The organism is Planctopirus sp. SH287, assembly GCF_056500625.1.
In genome coordinates this window covers 4,033,509-4,048,920 of sequence record NZ_CM151403.1, presented here as the reverse complement: position 1 = coordinate 4,048,920, position 15,412 = coordinate 4,033,509, and the positions used below count along the sequence as shown (strand labels likewise).

The 15,412-nt window shown below is 53.7% G+C and carries 11 protein-coding genes and 1 pseudogene; 3 read left to right on the top strand and 9 right to left on the bottom strand.

The genetic code is table 11. The features are described from left to right. Window positions 1-39: 39 nt before the first annotated feature. The 3 genes and pseudogenes from SH287x_RS14995 to SH287x_RS14985 form a co-directional block, all read right to left on the bottom strand. A complete protein-coding gene (locus SH287x_RS14995; RefSeq protein ID WP_479515173.1) occupies window positions 40-1,401 on the bottom strand; it encodes a hypothetical protein in 1,362 nt (453 codons plus the stop codon). Between the two features lie 247 nt (window positions 1,402-1,648). After that, a pseudogene (murB, locus tag SH287x_RS14990) lies at window positions 1,649-2,460 on the bottom strand (UDP-N-acetylmuramate dehydrogenase). After that, the gene (locus SH287x_RS14985) at window positions 2,417-4,171 is read right to left on the bottom strand and encodes a UDP-N-acetylmuramate--L-alanine ligase (protein WP_479515172.1); all 1,755 of its coding nucleotides are present in this window, start codon (window positions 4,169-4,171) and stop codon (window positions 2,417-2,419) included. Before SH287x_RS14985 ends, murB begins: the two are co-directional and overlap by 44 nt. A gap of 297 nt (window positions 4,172-4,468) precedes the next feature. Between SH287x_RS14985 and thyX the strand changes: the two genes are divergently transcribed. Both thyX and SH287x_RS14975 read left to right on the top strand, forming a co-directional pair. Further along, window positions 4,469-5,425 carry an FAD-dependent thymidylate synthase gene (thyX, locus tag SH287x_RS14980; RefSeq protein ID WP_479515171.1) on the top strand — a complete coding sequence of 319 codons (957 nt, stop codon included), beginning with the start codon at window positions 4,469-4,471 and terminating at the stop codon, window positions 5,423-5,425. A 98-nt stretch (window positions 5,426-5,523) separates the two neighbouring features. Continuing rightward, complete coding sequence (locus tag SH287x_RS14975) at window positions 5,524-6,858, top strand: HD domain-containing protein (protein WP_479515170.1); 1,335 nt, start codon at window positions 5,524-5,526, stop codon at window positions 6,856-6,858. A gap of 349 nt (window positions 6,859-7,207) precedes the next feature. Here the strand turns inward: SH287x_RS14975 and asnS are convergent, their stop codons facing one another. The 6 genes from asnS to SH287x_RS14945 form a co-directional block, all read right to left on the bottom strand. Beyond that, entirely contained in the window at window positions 7,208-8,629 is a 1,422-nt protein-coding gene (gene asnS, locus SH287x_RS14970) for an asparagine--tRNA ligase (RefSeq protein WP_479515169.1), read from the bottom strand. Window positions 8,630-8,746: 117 nt separating this feature from the next. After that, window positions 8,747-10,054 carry a DUF1015 domain-containing protein gene (locus SH287x_RS14965; RefSeq protein ID WP_479515168.1) on the bottom strand — a complete coding sequence of 436 codons (1,308 nt, stop codon included), beginning with the start codon at window positions 10,052-10,054 and terminating at the stop codon, window positions 8,747-8,749. 281 nt (window positions 10,055-10,335) lie between these two features. After that, entirely contained in the window at window positions 10,336-11,265 is a 930-nt protein-coding gene (cysK, locus tag SH287x_RS14960) for a cysteine synthase A (RefSeq protein WP_479515167.1), read from the bottom strand. A 212-nt stretch (window positions 11,266-11,477) separates the two neighbouring features. Further along, window positions 11,478-12,497, bottom strand: a complete 1,020-nt coding sequence (gene moaA, locus SH287x_RS14955) for a GTP 3',8-cyclase MoaA (RefSeq protein WP_479515166.1) — start codon at window positions 12,495-12,497, stop codon at window positions 11,478-11,480. Window positions 12,498-12,769: 272 nt separating this feature from the next. Further along, a complete protein-coding gene (locus SH287x_RS14950) occupies window positions 12,770-13,786 on the bottom strand; it encodes a DUF1559 family PulG-like putative transporter (protein ID WP_479515165.1) in 1,017 nt (338 codons plus the stop codon). Between the two features lie 107 nt (window positions 13,787-13,893). Continuing rightward, window positions 13,894-14,298 carry a hypothetical protein gene (locus tag SH287x_RS14945; protein ID WP_479515164.1) on the bottom strand — a complete coding sequence of 135 codons (405 nt, stop codon included), beginning with the start codon at window positions 14,296-14,298 and terminating at the stop codon, window positions 13,894-13,896. 393 nt (window positions 14,299-14,691) lie between these two features. On the opposite strand from SH287x_RS14945, the gene SH287x_RS14940 reads away from it, so the two are divergent. Then, window positions 14,692-15,279: a sigma-70 family RNA polymerase sigma factor gene (locus tag SH287x_RS14940; protein WP_479515163.1), complete on the top strand. Its 588-nt coding sequence runs from the start codon at window positions 14,692-14,694 to the stop codon at window positions 15,277-15,279. The last annotated feature ends 133 nt before the right edge of the window (window positions 15,280-15,412 follow it).

Genomic DNA, 15,412 nt, shown 5'->3' with positions numbered 1-15,412 from the left:
AAGAGCCAGCACCAAAAGGTTGATAGCGGAAGGGACGCGTTAATGTTGCTCTCGCTTTTTCAGATATTTTTCAAGGGCGTAATGGCCCGCTTCAGTCTGGCGGACGACCAGCGCCCCTGTTGAATGAAAGACACGGATGCTGCCGCTGATCGAGCCTTGCCAGGATTTGGGCTGAACCTTCGTCTGGATTTCGTTGACGAGCGCTTCAAAATCGGGCTGTCCATTGCTCAAAGGAGCGATCCCGGCCACTGGGTAAGTTCTGACGTAATAGTCTTCCGGTTTAGGCCTGAGTTGCTCAGCATGGCCAATCAGGATCACCTCATGCTTGATGGCATAGGTCAGTTCAGCGGCTGAGACCAGTTGCTCGATGACTTCATCTGCCGGTTGATTGGCGATAGCAAGACTCACTGGCAGGTCGAGGGCGGGACGTGATGAGACCAGAGCCGCGGGGTCAATAATGATGTTCACGCCAGCTTCTTGAGCAATTTTTCGCAGGGCAGAACGACGCGTCTCGTTAGAGATATTGACAGTGATCTTCCTGGACAAACGATCGAGCACCGATTCCACAACGGCCGGCGTTCCTGTGCCAATGGCTGCGGCATTGGAATTGGGTGTCAGTGGCGATGGTGTGGCTGGTAGGGTGGCATTGGCCAGTTTGGCGATTGGCTTGGCAGAGACATCGGGAAGCGATGGCATGGGCGGCAGTCCATCGACATCCAGCCGACGACTGTCACTGACCCCCGGAATTGTGGACTCCGGGGGTGCCAGGCTGCCAATTTGCGGCATGGCACCTGTTGATTCGGCAGCCTCGGTGAAGCGGTAAGGATTGGCAGCGGCGGTTCTCCCTTGAGGTGAGGGAGGGAGCGGCAGCGGATTAGCGACAAGTTCTCCTTGAGTACGGCTCAAGGAGTCAGAGATCGCCACATTGAACTCGAAACGTTGGCCGTTAGGTCGCTCCGAGACAAAACCTGCCGGCGTTCCCGTAGTCTGGATTCGCGGAGTGGCCACAACCGTCTGCACGCCCTGCTCATCAACTTCGATGACTTGCACCTGAAACAGATAGTATTTCACACGGTTAGTGGGAGTCCCGGACTGGCCAGCTGTCTGCACAATCGCTGATTTTTGTCTGTCGCCTGGAAGAGTATTTCCGGGAAGAGCCAGGGGAATGAGTCGATCCGGCTTAATGGCGAGATTTACCAAGGCAGGCGGCAACGCCGACTGATTTTCGGTACTGAGGGCGGAAACTGGCCCTTCATCCGCCATGTCGGCTGCGACGAGGGGACGGATCGATCCCCAGGACAGGGCCAGGAGAAGACCGCCAGTTGCCAGACCACAAGCCACCAGACTCGGCTTCTGAAAATGAAGCCTGGACTGCACCGTTTGTGGCTGAAAAACCGTCATTGTGACTCCTCCCTGAGTCGCTTTCCTGACGACACGATGCGCTGGCAAGTTCAAACGGCTGAAAACACCGTGATGAATTCGTCACATCCTGCCTATGGCACGGCCATCATTCCCAACCAACAACTTTTCTGCCCGGTTTTCTCCTTCATGGAGCCAACTGCGCAGCGGTCGACGGTCTCGTTGAAGCACGATTGGAAGGTGAACACGACGTCCACTTCCAGGAAATCGGCGATCTGAATGGCAAGGTCTACCAGATTTGGATTTCTGGCTCTAGATCGACCGCAAACTGTTCAGAAACCTTGCTTCGCACCAGATCCATCAGTCGTATCACATCTGACGACGTGGCGTTTCCATCCGATACGACAAAATTGGCATGTCGGTCCTGACTTCGGCCCCGCCAACCTTCGTTCCTTTGAGATTTGCCTGATCAATTAAAGATCCGGCAGACAATCCGCGAGGATTCTTAAAAATGCAGCCTGCTGATTGAGCAGCCAAAGGTTGGGACGACTTTTTCATGATCCAGGTCTTCCGGAGACGACGGACAATTTCGTCCGGCTCATCAGACGCCAGATCAAATGTTCCTTCCAGAATCACTAACTCGGTCAGGTTGCTCTGACGATATCCAAAAGAAAGTTCATCGTCGCTTCGATCAAGAACTTCACCATCGACCGTCAGCACTTTTACTGAGCGGACATATTGGCCGATATCGCCATTGCGTCCGCCCGCGTTGCCGCGAAGGGCGCCGCCAACGGTACCCGGAATGCCAGCCAGGTTTTCAAAACCAGCTAAACCGGCTTTGACCGCCAGAGAAATGGCATTGGAGAGCAGCGCGCCGCCACCAGCTACCAGCTGATTTCCCGTAATAGACACGTTCTGAAAGGCTTCGTGGGTCAACTTGATGACCGCGCCGCTGACGCCTTCTTCACGCACCAGCAGGTTCGAGCCACCACCAAGAACACGGACGGTGACCTTCTGGGCCGCGCAGGCCTTCACCACAGCCACGAGTTCTTCGAGACTACGCGGTTCGAGGAAGTACTGAGCTGGCCCCCCCAGTTTCATCCAGGTGTAAGGAGCCAGTGGCTCGTCGCGTTTGAGAATGTCTGGGAATTCGTCGAGAAAGCTCATAATGAATCCGGTCGATTTGGCCTGCGCCCGCAGTTAACAACACGTCCATCGTGCCGCGATTATGCTCTACGGCTGACCGCAGATGGTCAAGTGTCCCACAGATTTCTGTGGGAATTCCTTGTGTTTTCAACCGAGCTGCCAGCTCGGTCACCAACTGTTGTCCAGCCGCGTTTTCCCCTTCTCTAGCAGCAAATACCGGTGCGAGAAAGACTTGATCAGACATTGCCAGAGCGGTGGCAAAATTGTTCATCAAAAATTTGAGACGTGACGCCTGATGAGGCTCAAAGATCACCGCCAGACGCGAAGAACCAAACACCTGACGGACGGTTTTGATGGTTTCCCGCAGCGCGGTGGGGTGATGAGCATAGTCATCAATCATGGGAATCCCGCGCCAGACGCCCTTCCATTCAAAACGCCGACGAATGCCGCGAAATGTGCGGATGGCAGCAATCAGCGACTCATGAGGAACTCCGGTGGCGTGCGCAAGTGCCATCGCTGCCAAGGCATTGAGGGCATTGTGCTCGCCGGGAATCTGTAAAAAGACCTGTCCCAGGGAGTTTTCCTGATGGATGAGTTCAAACCTGCATCCTGATCCAAGAGGCTTGAATCCGTGGGCCTGCCAGTTCGCCTGTTGCCCACCATTGCTGCCGGAACCTTTGATCAATTCAAACGTTTCAACCGGACACGTCGCTCGAAGGGCGGCCTGCCGGGCACCTTCCGAGCCAGCAGGAATCAAAAGCTTTCCGTTGGATGCCACGTTGCTGGCAAAGCCGGAGAAGGCTTCGATTAATGATTCTTCTGTCGGGAAGCAGTCAAAATGGTCTGGCTCGCAGGAGAGGATCGCCGCAAGTTCTGGGTGATATTCCAGAAAGTGCCGACGGTACTCACAGGCTTCCGCAACCAACCAATCGCCCTCTCCGCAATGACCGGCCAGCGCCCCTTGAATGGGACATTGGCCTCTTCCCATCGCGAGATCTCTCCCCGCACCATGAGGCAGGCTGACATAAGAGGCAGAGCTTTCATTCGTGCTGTCATGCAGTGGGTCAATCAACTCTCCCCCCATGACAAAAGAGGGAGGCAAGTGGGAATTCCTGCAAGAATTGATGCCGGCGGAGCGACTGGTCTGCGACAACAGCCAAGCGACCATCGCTGTGGTCGTGCTTTTGCCGTGAGTTCCAGAAACGCAGATTCCTCTGCGTTGATTGATCAACCGGGCGAGTGCCTGATGATAACTCAAAACAGGGATCTGCTGTTCGCATGCGATCTGTAATTCGGGATTTGTCGCGGCCACAGCAGCGCTGTGAATGACGACATTCGCTGGAAGCAGTCCCGAGGATGCACAAGAGGGATTGCCGTAAGATTGAGAGAATGTTCGGGGATGAATGTGATGGCCACGGACATATCGCAAGCCGCGCGTCATCAGATTGCGGATGCCAGCTGTGGGAAGTTGCTCATCCGAACCACTGACCTGATAACCAGCGGAAAGCAGATATTCAGCAAGAGAGCGCATACCGGTGCCGCAGACGCCGACAAGATGTGCCTGGCGCTGTTGATTAGTATGCGGCCCAGGAGCAGCGGGATTCCTGAAAAGATCCCCTCCCTGGCCACTGAACGGAATGGATAGGCCGTCGAAAACATCATCCAAAGCGCACAGGTTCCTGCTAACTGTCATGAGAAGCGATGAAATTTGGCGGAGAATAAGCGGCGTAGTTATCTGCGAAATCAAATCTTTCGGCTAGCCCCGATTCAAGCCCACAACCCCTGTTTCAGCATTCGCCCTGCTCAGGCTAATCCTCGCTTGACGTAAGTCTTTTTAAGGTGAATGGTTACAGCGTGTTTTCGACTTGAACCGTGGCTTGGCGTCTGGCGAGGAATGCAAATCCGCTGGCCTTTCGCCATACTCAGTCTTCATCGAATCTGGTAAACCGAAGGAAGGCGACCGATGACCGACAGTTCCGTTTCCACAGCAGACCAGACCCCAGCGGAATGTTCACGAGCCGCCGTTGTCAGTGATCTTCGCTGGAAGAAGTTCCCGGTTCTCGATGACGGCTTTGTCTGCCTTGTGGATGTCATGGGCGATGACTCGTCGATCGTGCAAGCCGCCCGCGTCAGTTATGGCGAAGGAACCAAACGAGTCTCTGATGACCGGACTTTGATTCGCTATCTGATGCGGCACCGTCACTCGACGCCGTTCGAGATGGCCGAAGTGAAGCTGCTTGTCCGGGTGCCCATGGATTGCTGGCGTCAGTGGATTCGTCATCGCACCGCGAACGTCAACGAATACAGCACCCGGTACTCCGTCGCGATCGATTCAGCTCAAAGTACACCGATTAATGAATGGCGCAGCCAGTCGGTCTCCAACCGTCAGGGGAGTGCCGGATTCCTTCCCGATGAATTGGGAGCCGAACTGACGGCCGCTGAAACTGAGTTCCAGAATGCCGCACGTGAACTTTATGAAGCACGGCTGGCCAAAGGTGTGGCCCGGGAGCAGGCTCGCAAAGACCTCCCTTTGTGCACTTATACTGAAGCCTATTGGAAGGTCGATCTCCATAACCTTTTGGGGTTTCTCTCGCTTCGTATGGATAGCCATGCTCAATACGAGATCCGGACTTTTGCCGAAACGATTGGTGAAAAAATCATCCGGCCTCTCTTTCCCGTCGCCTGGGAAGCGTTTCTGGATTACCGCTATGAGGGGACTTTCTTCAGTCGGTTAGAAACCGGTGTGCTCAAACGACTCAACGAACAGGCAGCGACACAAAAACTGTCGCCTCCTTATTCTCATGACGCATTTCTGGCGGTGCAGGATCCCACCTGGGCAGGACTCACACGCAGCCGGGAACGGGATGAATGCCTGGCAAAGCTGATCGAACTGGGGATTGTGGAACCTCTGCCAATGTAGTGTGCATGCCAATGCTCCAATTCGATGTGAATTGCTAATGCTGGTGCATTTCACAGACTCCATGCACTCTTAAATAGCGGGAAGGCATCGCGAGGAAAGTGCGACATCCTTATCTCGACATCCCTGAACTGGCTGGGCTGCATGGCAGTGGGCCGCTGATCCGTATTCCGACACAGCAGGATGTCCCGTTTACTCCCCGCGTGCGGGCGTTAGTCGATACGACGGAATTTCAGCGGCTGGGACACATTTCACAACTGGGTTTGGCCTCACGCGTTTATCCGGGCGCCACGCATACCCGTTTCGAGCATTCACTGGGTGTTTTTCAGAACGCTCTGGAATACTTGTGGCAGCTAGGCCGCGATGAACGCTTTGCTGCAATCGTATCATCACGACAGGCTGAAATTCTGCTGGCAGCAGCCCTTTTGCATGATCTGGGGCATTGGCCCTTCTGTCATCCCATTGAAGATCTTGACCTGCCTGATGTGCCACATCACGAACATTTTGCGGCTCAGTTTCTTTCTCGCGACCGCGAAATCGGACAGGTTCTGCTGAAAGAATGGCAAATCGACCCCGATGAAGTGCTGGACTTGCTCGTCAAAAAAACGAATTCACCAGCGTTCAATCTGCTGAGGTCAATTCTTTCCGGCCCCGTCGACATCGACAAGATGGACTACCTCGAGCGTGACAGCCTGCACGCGGGTGTGCCATATGGAAGAAACTTTGATCGTCAACGGTTGATTCGCTCGCTGGTGGTGAATGAAGCCGGCGATGGTCTGGCGATCTCGGCTAAAGGACGGACGGCTGCCGAACTCATGGTCTTCGCACGCTATGTGATGTTCAGCGAAGTCTATTGGCACCACGCTGTCCGAGCCGCCACATGTATGTTCAGTCGCTCATTCTTTGAACTGCGGCAGCAGTTGGATCTGTCGGCCTTCTTTGAAAAGAGTGAGTGGGATGTCACGCAGGAGCTTCGCAAAAAAGCCCGTGGCACCATCGTCGAACCTCTCATGGAGGGGGTGTTCGGCCCTCAGCGAAAGCTGCATAAGCGAGTGGTCGAATTCAGTGAGCACCAATCGCCGGAGCTTTATCGCTTGCTGGCCGGTCGTCCTTATCAGGAACTGGTCGAGATTATGCAGCGACTGACCGAGCGAATGGGCCAGATCGCGGGCCTGAAACTCGATCCCACGGATCTCCTGATCGACGCACCGCCAGTGCATAAGGAAGTGGAATTCCGCGTGACGATCTGGTCGCCCAAAGAGAAGATCTATCAGCCACTTCGTGAAGTCTCGCCGGTGGTCGATGCTCTGGCACGCACCCAATTTGACGACTTCGTGAAGCGAGTTCGCCTGTTCGCCAAAGCCGAATGGAGAACCCCGCTTCAGGAGATCGAAGGGATCGAGACCGAACTTGCGAACATCGCCCGAGAGGTTTAAACCTAATCCCTGAATTAACACACATTCTAATTTGAAATAGCGCTCTGTGTGCCATGCTTGCAGCCAGCTTTGGGCAAGCATGTTTTTGCGATCATCAACGCGATATTTCAAGTTGCGATTCGTATAAGGAGTCGCGTTCTGGCGGCGTAAGCCCCATTCGATCCTTAACGACTGGCCCTCATACGCCGCCACAAACCCCGCAAGGGGCTGCGGATCATTAGCCCACATCCCTGCAGACAAGCCAAACCCCATAAGGAGTCGCGCTCTGGCGGCGTAAGACCCATTCGATCTTTAACGACTGGCTTTCATACGCCGCCACAAACCCCGCAAGGGGGGGGGCGCAAGGGGGTTAGAAGTCGGCGCTTTTGGGGGTGCGTGGGAAGGGGATACAATCGCGGATGTTCTGCATGCCAGTAATTAATTGAACGGTTCGTTCCAGGCCCAGGCCAAAGCCGCTGTGGGGGACGGTGCCGTATTCTCGCAATTCCAGATACCACCAGTAATCAGCGGGATCGAGGCCGCATTCCTGCATGCGTTGGATGAGGACATCATGCCGTTCTTCACGCTGGCTGCCGCCGATGATCTCGCCAATGCGAGGCACAAGCACATCCATCGCACGGACGGTCTTGCCGTCGTCATTGGCCCGCATATAGAACGATTTAATCTCGCGGGGATAGTCAGTCAGGATCACAGGTTGCTTGAAGTGCTGTTCCGTCAAAAAACGCTCATGCTCGGATTGCAGGTCTTTCCCCCAGGCGACGGGAAATTCAAATTTTTGACCCGATTTCAGCAGAATATCAACCGCTTCAGTGTACGTCAGCTTGATGAAGTCATTACCGGAAATGTTCTCTAGCGACGCCAGCAATGTCGGCTCGATCCGATCATTGAAGAACTGAAGATCATCGGGGCACTTGGCGATCACCTCTTTAATGATCGTCCGGACAAAGTCCTCGGCCAGCGCCATATTGTCTTCGAGTTCATAGAACGGCATCTCAGGCTCGATCATCCAGAACTCTGCCAGATGCCGGGTGGTATTACTGTTCTCGGCCCGGAAAGTCGGCCCGAAGGTGTAGCAGTCTCCAACCGAACACGCGAAAATTTCGGCTTCAAGCTGACCACTGACCGTGAGGCCGGCCTTCTTGCCAAAAAAGTCTTTCGTGTAGTCAATCTCCATCCCGGCAGGTGAGGCTGATGTTCCCTTGGATTGCTGAAGCTGTGATAGCTTGGCCATGTCCAAAGTGGTGACCTGGAACATATGCCCTGCCCCTTCACAGTCGCTGGTACTGATGATCGGGGAGTGAACATAAAGAAAACCACGTTCCTGAAAATAGCGGTGAATGGCATAGCAGATCGCATTTCGTACGCGAGCCATGGCACCGAAAGTATTAGTGCGGGGTCGCAAATGGGCCTTCTCGCGCAGAAACTCGAAGCTGTGTCCCTTCTTCTGCAATGGGTATTTGGCTGCGTCGGCCTGCCCCAAGACCTTCAGTGATTGAGCATGCAACTCGACTCTTTGGCCTTTGGCAGGAGACTCTTTCAGCTCACCAATCACCGCGATGCTGGCTCCCGTCTGTACCAGTTTGATCAGTGATTCATAGTCCGGAATCGACTTGTCGGCAACAACCTGCAATCCCTGAAAGGAACTGCCATCGTTGAGTTCAATGAAAGCGAATTCCTGCTTCGATTCTCGGCGAGTCCGCACCCAGCCGCGAACATCCACCACAGTCCCGGGCGCCACGCTGGTGAGGCAATCGACAATTCGAGTCCGCATCACTTGATTTCCTTCGATTGATCAATTGTCGGTGGTTCACCGAAAGCCATGGAGAATGGGCATCATGCAAAGGATGACAACTAATAGAGTTTAACTACTGATATATATCCAATCCCATTAAACCAGCGGATTAAGCACCAGGCCTGACCTTAATTTCGGATAGAAATAGGTCGATTTTGGCGGGAGCACTTCCCCTCCCTGTGCGATGACTTCCACCTGCGTCACTGTGGTCGCCGGCACCAGAACAGCCAGACCGGCCTGCTTTGTGGTAATCGCCTGAGCAGCCGCTTTGTCCTCATGGACATATTCGAGCACTGCGTCTTCTTTTTGTTCGACCAGAGGCGCCAGCCGTGGCAGGACAAGCTGATGCAGCACACTCACCGGGAGGCGGCACCAGTCCACGGATTTACCCGGTGAAGCCAAACGCATCGAGGCTTCATCTTTCAGTTCGGCAACAACCCATGTCTGGTCGGCAGAAGTGCCAATGGCCAGCGTGCAACCGTCGCCGCACGATCGCGCAAGATCCCAGGCATCTTCAGCAGCAGTGGAGTGGCTTCCCACAACATCGACTTCAAAAATCGGTGTCAACGCCATAGCCACCTGATCGGCAGTCAGACCATGCCAGTTGGATATGATGCGATGCGTAGGCAGCACCACCAACCCCGCGTCATCAGAAGAAACAAACATGCACATGACGTGATTGGCCGCATGCAGGTCGCTGGAAACGATTCCTTCGGCGATCAACTCATCGCGATAGGCCAGGGCCGTTTCATAACGATGATGCCCGTCGGCAATCACCAGTGCCCGATCCTTCATCATGGTAGCCACATCAGCCATCACGCGGGGATCACTAATTGGCCAGAGCTGATGCAGCACCCGGCGTTCATCAATGAGCTGCATGGCTGTCTGTCCCGCCAGAGCTTCTGTCAATCGATGTTCGACAGATCCTTGAGGGTCTTCATACAGGCCAAAGATGGGCGAAAGGTTGGTCTTCACCGCCTGAAAGAGTTTCAATCGATCAGCCTTTGGGGCCGCGAGCGTTTGCTCGTGAGGAAACACCTGCCCCTGGCCAAAGGCTTCCAGTTTTAACCGGCCAAGAAACCCCTTGCGAACATATTCAACGCCGTCCACCTGGAATGTCTGGTGATAGACATAGAACGCGTCGGCATGATCACGAGCAAGGATGCCATCCAGCTTGAACTGCATCAGCAGGGCACCGGCCCGCTGATACCGTTCGTCAGGCGATGGGTCATCAGGTTGTGATTCGGGCAAAATGAGGTGGACGATGTTGGCCTCGTGCCGCTGCCGGTACTTGACGAGTTCCTCCGGCCCGATGACATCATAAGGGGGGGCCGTCACGTCGGCGAGATCCCCCACTTGTCCCAATTGATAGCGCCATCCACAAAACGGGCTGACATCGACCATAACATCCTAACGTATCACACAAGAAAAAACGCAATCACCCGGCAACATACGGTCATCCGCACGTAGCCTTCTTTCCCGGAAGTGTCGCAGAAGGGAGAGAGAAGTTCGACCCTACCGAAGGGATCCTGTTCACGAGAGATGTTCCGGCGCTTTCCAAGTCCGGACATGAGCCGTCATTTTGAACCGATGGCGCACACTCTCACGTTTTTATGTTCGTGCGGCGGGGCTGCACATTTCGTTTTTCACGAACGGTGCCAGGACACCATGACTTCCCGGCGGAGTTATCTCAGGTTCTCGAACAATACCGTCGACAGATACCGCTCACCCGCGTCGGGAAGGATCGCTACGACAGTCTTGCCAGCAAATTCTGGCCGGGCTGCAACTTTCAATGCTCCCGCCATCGCGGCGCCGCAACTGATCCCGCAACTGATCCCTTCTTCCACAGCCAACCGGCGAGCCATCTCAATGGATTCTTCGTCAGTGACTCCCAGAATTTCATCCACAACCGAGCGGTCGAAAATCTCAGGCACGAACCCGGCTCCGATCCCCTGAATCTTGTGGCGACCGGCTGCCCCACCCGCCAGAACGGGACTGGCCGTTGGTTCAATGGCCACCACATGCACGGGATGCTTGCGTTCAAGTTTCAGATATCGGGCAACACCCGTGATTGTCCCCCCGGTCCCCACGCCAGCAACGAAGGCATCAATCTGGCCTTCGGTATCGTTCCAGATTTCCGGGCCGGTTGTTTTCACGTGGATGGCAGGATTGGCAGGGTTCTTGAACTGTTGAGGCATGAACCAGCCAGGTTGTGACGACAACTCTTCAGCTTTGCTGATGGCCCCTTTCATCCCATCAGCTCCCGGCGTGAGCACGAGATCGGCACCGAAGCTCTTGAGCATCATACGACGCTCAATGGACATCGTTTCCGGCATGGTGAGGGTGAGTTTGTAGCCGCGGGCCGCGCAAACAAAAGCCAGGGCAATCCCGGTGTTACCGCTGGTTGGCTCGACAACGTGCATGCCGGGCTTCAGTTTCCCCGATTGCTCAGCATCCCAGATCATCGCGGCGCCAATGCGGCACTTGACGCTGTAAGCGGGGTTGCGACCTTCAATCTTTGCCAACACCCGGCTGGAAAGCCCCTTGGAAATATGATTGATCTGCACCAGCGGTGTCCGTCCGATGGATTCAGAATTGTCCTTGAAAACAGGCATGTTGGATCCTTCCGGGGAGAATCGGGGCTTGTCTTGATGTTCGTAATGCCACATCCAGGACATGCGAGCGAAGAGCGTAGAACACGCGATGTGCTCGAATGGTTCCGATGCGGCTACAACAGGTGGGATCGATTATGGCGCATCTGTGCAAACCTGCAAAGCCCGTTTGCCAGAACTTGTTTACGGCGATTTTTTTCAATCCACGAGACGGATCAACCACCAATCGAATTCATCGGCCGAAGTGGCTGGATAAACCGGGCCGTATTGATCTCGTGCCCTTCTTTTTTTGCAGCCACGGATCGCTGAATGGCCTCAACAATTTGGCTGCCTCGATCAGAAGACGGTAGACCCTGCTGCCGAAGCAATCCCCGAAGATCCGTTTCATCCAGGCTGAATAAGCAGTTTCTCAGTTTCCCGTCAGCCGTCAGTCGCAGGCGGTTGCAACTGGCACAGAAAGGCTCGCTGACCGAGGAAATAAAACCGACCTGCCCAGTTTTCGACGGATCATCGGGAGCAGAAAACTGAAAATCTGTGGCGGGTGACCCAGGTTGAGCGACCCCAATCGGAGTGAGCGGCCCGAAATGCTCGGTAAGAGCTAACCGTATTTCTTCAGAAAACAGCACTTTTTCACGTTCCCACTGGTTCTCGGCATCCAGCGGCATGTACTCGATAAAACGGACTTCTGCCCCACTCTCAAGAGCAAAGTCACCAAAAGGAACGATCTGCTTTTCTGTCAATCCGCGAACGGCCACCGCGTTGATCTTGATTGGCCCCAGACCGGCAAGGCGGGCAGCTTCAATCCCACGCAAAACATCTTCCAGGCCATCTCGCCGGGCGAACTCGCGAAACCCTTCTTCGTCGAGCGCATCTAGACTGATATTCACACGTGATAACCCCGCATCTTTTAAGGCCTGAGCATGCTCCGCCAACAGAATTCCGTTGGTCGTCAGGCCAATATCGCGAATACCGTCAATCCGACGAAGAGACTCTACCAGTTTGGGCAGATCCTTCCGAACAAGCGGTTCGCCCCCTGTCAAGCGGATTCGATCAATGCCCAACGAGACAAAAATCCGGACGAGTTCCGCGATCTCTTCAAACGTCAACAATTCCTGCCTGGGCATGAACTTCACATGGCCAGCCGGCATGCAATAGAAACAGCGAATGTTGCACCGATCAGTCACGCTGATCCGCAGGTTGTTGTGAATTCGCCCAAAAGTGTCGATAAGCGGCATGATGCTCTTTGTTCCTCAAGCACCATGATACACCCATCCCATGCTTTTCTGTACCTGAACGCAAACGACCAGTATTGCGGCTTCTCCAAATCCCGACAGGCCCGCAACTCCAGACGAGTGAAGGTCGCAAGGATGACCCAGAGAGCAGAGCGGTGTTGAGGATGCCAGCACCAGCTCAGTGCTCTCCGGTAACGTCGGCCATAAAGTCAAAAAGCGGAACCGTTGAATGCCTCCAGAAGCCATGCAAACTTCCTGGCATATTCAGGACATTGCTATTCCAGTGATGGGGTTTCACCTGCCGCAATCGTGCTAATCGCGCGGACGACGCTGATATCCATGTTGTTGCTGAGAAATCGCACCGACCCGTCGCATAGAACCGTATGAGCGCCACCCGTGTGCTGGCTTCGCATTGAATAGCGGTAAGTCGAATTGTTCCCCTGATTTCCCTGATATCCCTGGCAGGGCATATCAACAGAATCAACACACCAGAACTGCGTCGTCGAACTGTTCAGCGGCATCTGATCTTTGAGCGGTGAATTGGGAGGAAGATTTCCCGTAAAACCGGTGGTGTGCGGGAAAAACGTCAACCCTCTAAGATCTTGATCTGCTTTACCGACTCGCAATTCGCCAAGCATCATGGTGTTGGACAGTCCGTCAGTGATGTCGGCAAATCGCGTGGAAAATCCTTCCGTAGTGACTGAATAGCGGAACGGGCCAGCGGAGTAATCGGCTCCATTAATACCGGACTGCCCTCCGAAATTGGTGTTCCCCATATTGAGAACATAATTATGTTGAGGAACCGCATTAAACCAGGCGACATCGATATCACTAGGGCACCGCATCACTGGCAACCGTGTTTTTGCCAGAGGAAGGTTAGCGGCGGATGTGTAACCTGCGTTTGAGTTCCAGGAATTCGCTAATGGCGTCTGGTCAATAAATGCATAGATATTGCGAATCCAGACATAACCTGAAGTGAGCGAGTTCACTCCTGTAAAAGCCCCTGACATACAGGCAATCGGCAATCGACCGTTCGCGTCGTGATAGTTGTGCATTGCCAATCCCAACTGCTTCAGGTTGTTGCGGCATTGAGTGCGTCTGGCAGCTTCTCTTGCCTGCTGAACTGCCGGCAGGAGAAGCGCAATGAGAACGGCAATAATCGCAATCACAACGAGCAATTCAATTAAAGTAAAACCAGCGCCATGCCGGCGAGATGGCGCGGCTGCCGATAGTTCACTGGTCGACACTCGATTAATGGGTTTCAGTGATTCCGAGTGAGCATGAAAAACCATAAAATTCCTTTGAAAGATAATAGCATCTGTGTTTCAGGAGATTGTGTTTTTGATTGATAGGGATGCGGCATCTTTTCAATCAGGCTGGCTTGTTGAATGAGCGTTAGCTACTGGGATGAGAGCATAAACGTGAATTCATTGGTGTCGTCATCAACGACCTCTGCAACCAACTCTGTTTTTTCATTATATTTTTCGGGAATCAGCGATTGCGTTTTCCATGATGAGTCCATGGACATGTCATCAACTGGCGGCGCGTCATTTCCCGGTGAATTGATGATGTAAATATAGGAGTTGACAGAGACACGATACTCTCCTTTAGGAAGTCCCTGGTCAGCAGTGAGCTGAAATTGCCCCTGCTTAATAGAAGCTCCCGACACCACAGGCCCACTTGACTTGGGGACGAACGTGATTTCGCCTTCCAGCAATGGTTGGCCATCCAGCATGACCATCCCCGAAACAGGCATCCTGTCGAAAGGATCGCCCGCTGTGCCGCACCCAGGAGAAGTTGCCAATACAACTCCTAAAACAAGGGCAGAGAATCGACCATAACACTGCAAACAAGAGAACATCATGGAAACTCATCACCGGAAATTGAAATCGAACCGAATTGTGCCGCCCTCTCTGTCGTGAAAAGGGACTGATCGTTACAGCGAACAAACTGAAATTCACCGAAACTTCATCAATCAGGCAGATCTCCTATTTCCTTCAAGTGAATTGGAGAAAAGTGGGGCACATTTCTACGATTGCTGGCGTACGAATGGCACACTGGTATTTCCCTCAACCGATATTCAGTCTGCGGCCTGCAATCTCTCTGAAGTCGACGTTTTTAACTTGCAAATATGCAAAGATTATAAATTCACCAATTCTCCACAAAGCGCACTCGCTACTCTCATCGTGAATGCCACATGTCTGATCTGCCTGATCCCCATGACGCTGAAGCAAGCCTGACACCCAAGCCAGTCAGCGGTATGTCACGTGCCGAGTCGCGTGAATTGCTCACGGTCAATTGGATGCAATCACAGGCAGCTATCACAGCCATCCTGCTGGCGACGTTACCTCAGTTTTCTGATGCCGAAGATCTCTTGCAAGAAGTCGCAGCCGAAGTCGCACGACGATTTGATGATTTCGACACCAACCGGCCATTCCTGCCTTGGGCGATCTGGGTTGCCCGGCTGAAAATTGCAGATTTTTACCGTGCCCGTGAGAAGCAGCCCATGAAATTTGTGGGAGATTCCATCGACGCCTTGACGATGGTTGTCGACCGCATTCAAAGTACACTGGCAGAAGAACGTGTTGCCCTCGATAGCTGTCTTGCAAGCTTGCAAGGCAAATCTCGCCAACTTATTGAATTACGATACTTTGACGATCAGACACCACAAGAAATCAGCGGTCAGGTTGGGATGTCATCAGGGGCGGTTCGCGTGGCCTTATCGCGAATCCGCTCAGCCCTGGCAGAATGTGTCCGCTCTCAACTGAAGTCGCAGGTTCAATAATTGAAACAATACCTATTGCATTGTCAAAGTATAAAATTCGGGTCTCTTCTGTTGTTAAGTCCGACAACGGAGGACGTTGCGGCGACATCAACCCGAAGACAAAGCCGTGACACGGCACTATTCTGCTCACGCT

Bases quoted from the DNA above. Each gene is read 5' to 3' on its own strand.
- SH287x_RS14995 (WP_479515173.1), bottom strand. From the start codon at position 1,401: ATGACGGTTTTTCAGCCACAAACGGTGCAGTCCAGGCTTCATTTTCAG.
- thyX (WP_479515171.1), top strand. From the start codon at position 4,469: ATGACCGACAGTTCCGTTTCCACAGCAGACCAGACCCCAGCGGAATGT.
- asnS (WP_479515169.1), bottom strand. From the start codon at position 8,629: ATGCGGACTCGAATTGTCGATTGCCTCACCAGCGTGGCGCCCGGGACT.
- SH287x_RS14965 (WP_479515168.1), bottom strand. From the start codon at position 10,054: ATGGTCGATGTCAGCCCGTTTTGTGGATGGCGCTATCAATTGGGACAA.
- cysK (WP_479515167.1), bottom strand. From the start codon at position 11,265: ATGCCTGTTTTCAAGGACAATTCTGAATCCATCGGACGGACACCGCTG.
- moaA (WP_479515166.1), bottom strand. From the start codon at position 12,497: ATGCCGCTTATCGACACTTTTGGGCGAATTCACAACAACCTGCGGATC.
- SH287x_RS14950 (WP_479515165.1), bottom strand. From the start codon at position 13,786: ATGGTTTTTCATGCTCACTCGGAATCACTGAAACCCATTAATCGAGTG.
- SH287x_RS14940 (WP_479515163.1), top strand. From the start codon at position 14,692: ATGTCTGATCTGCCTGATCCCCATGACGCTGAAGCAAGCCTGACACCC.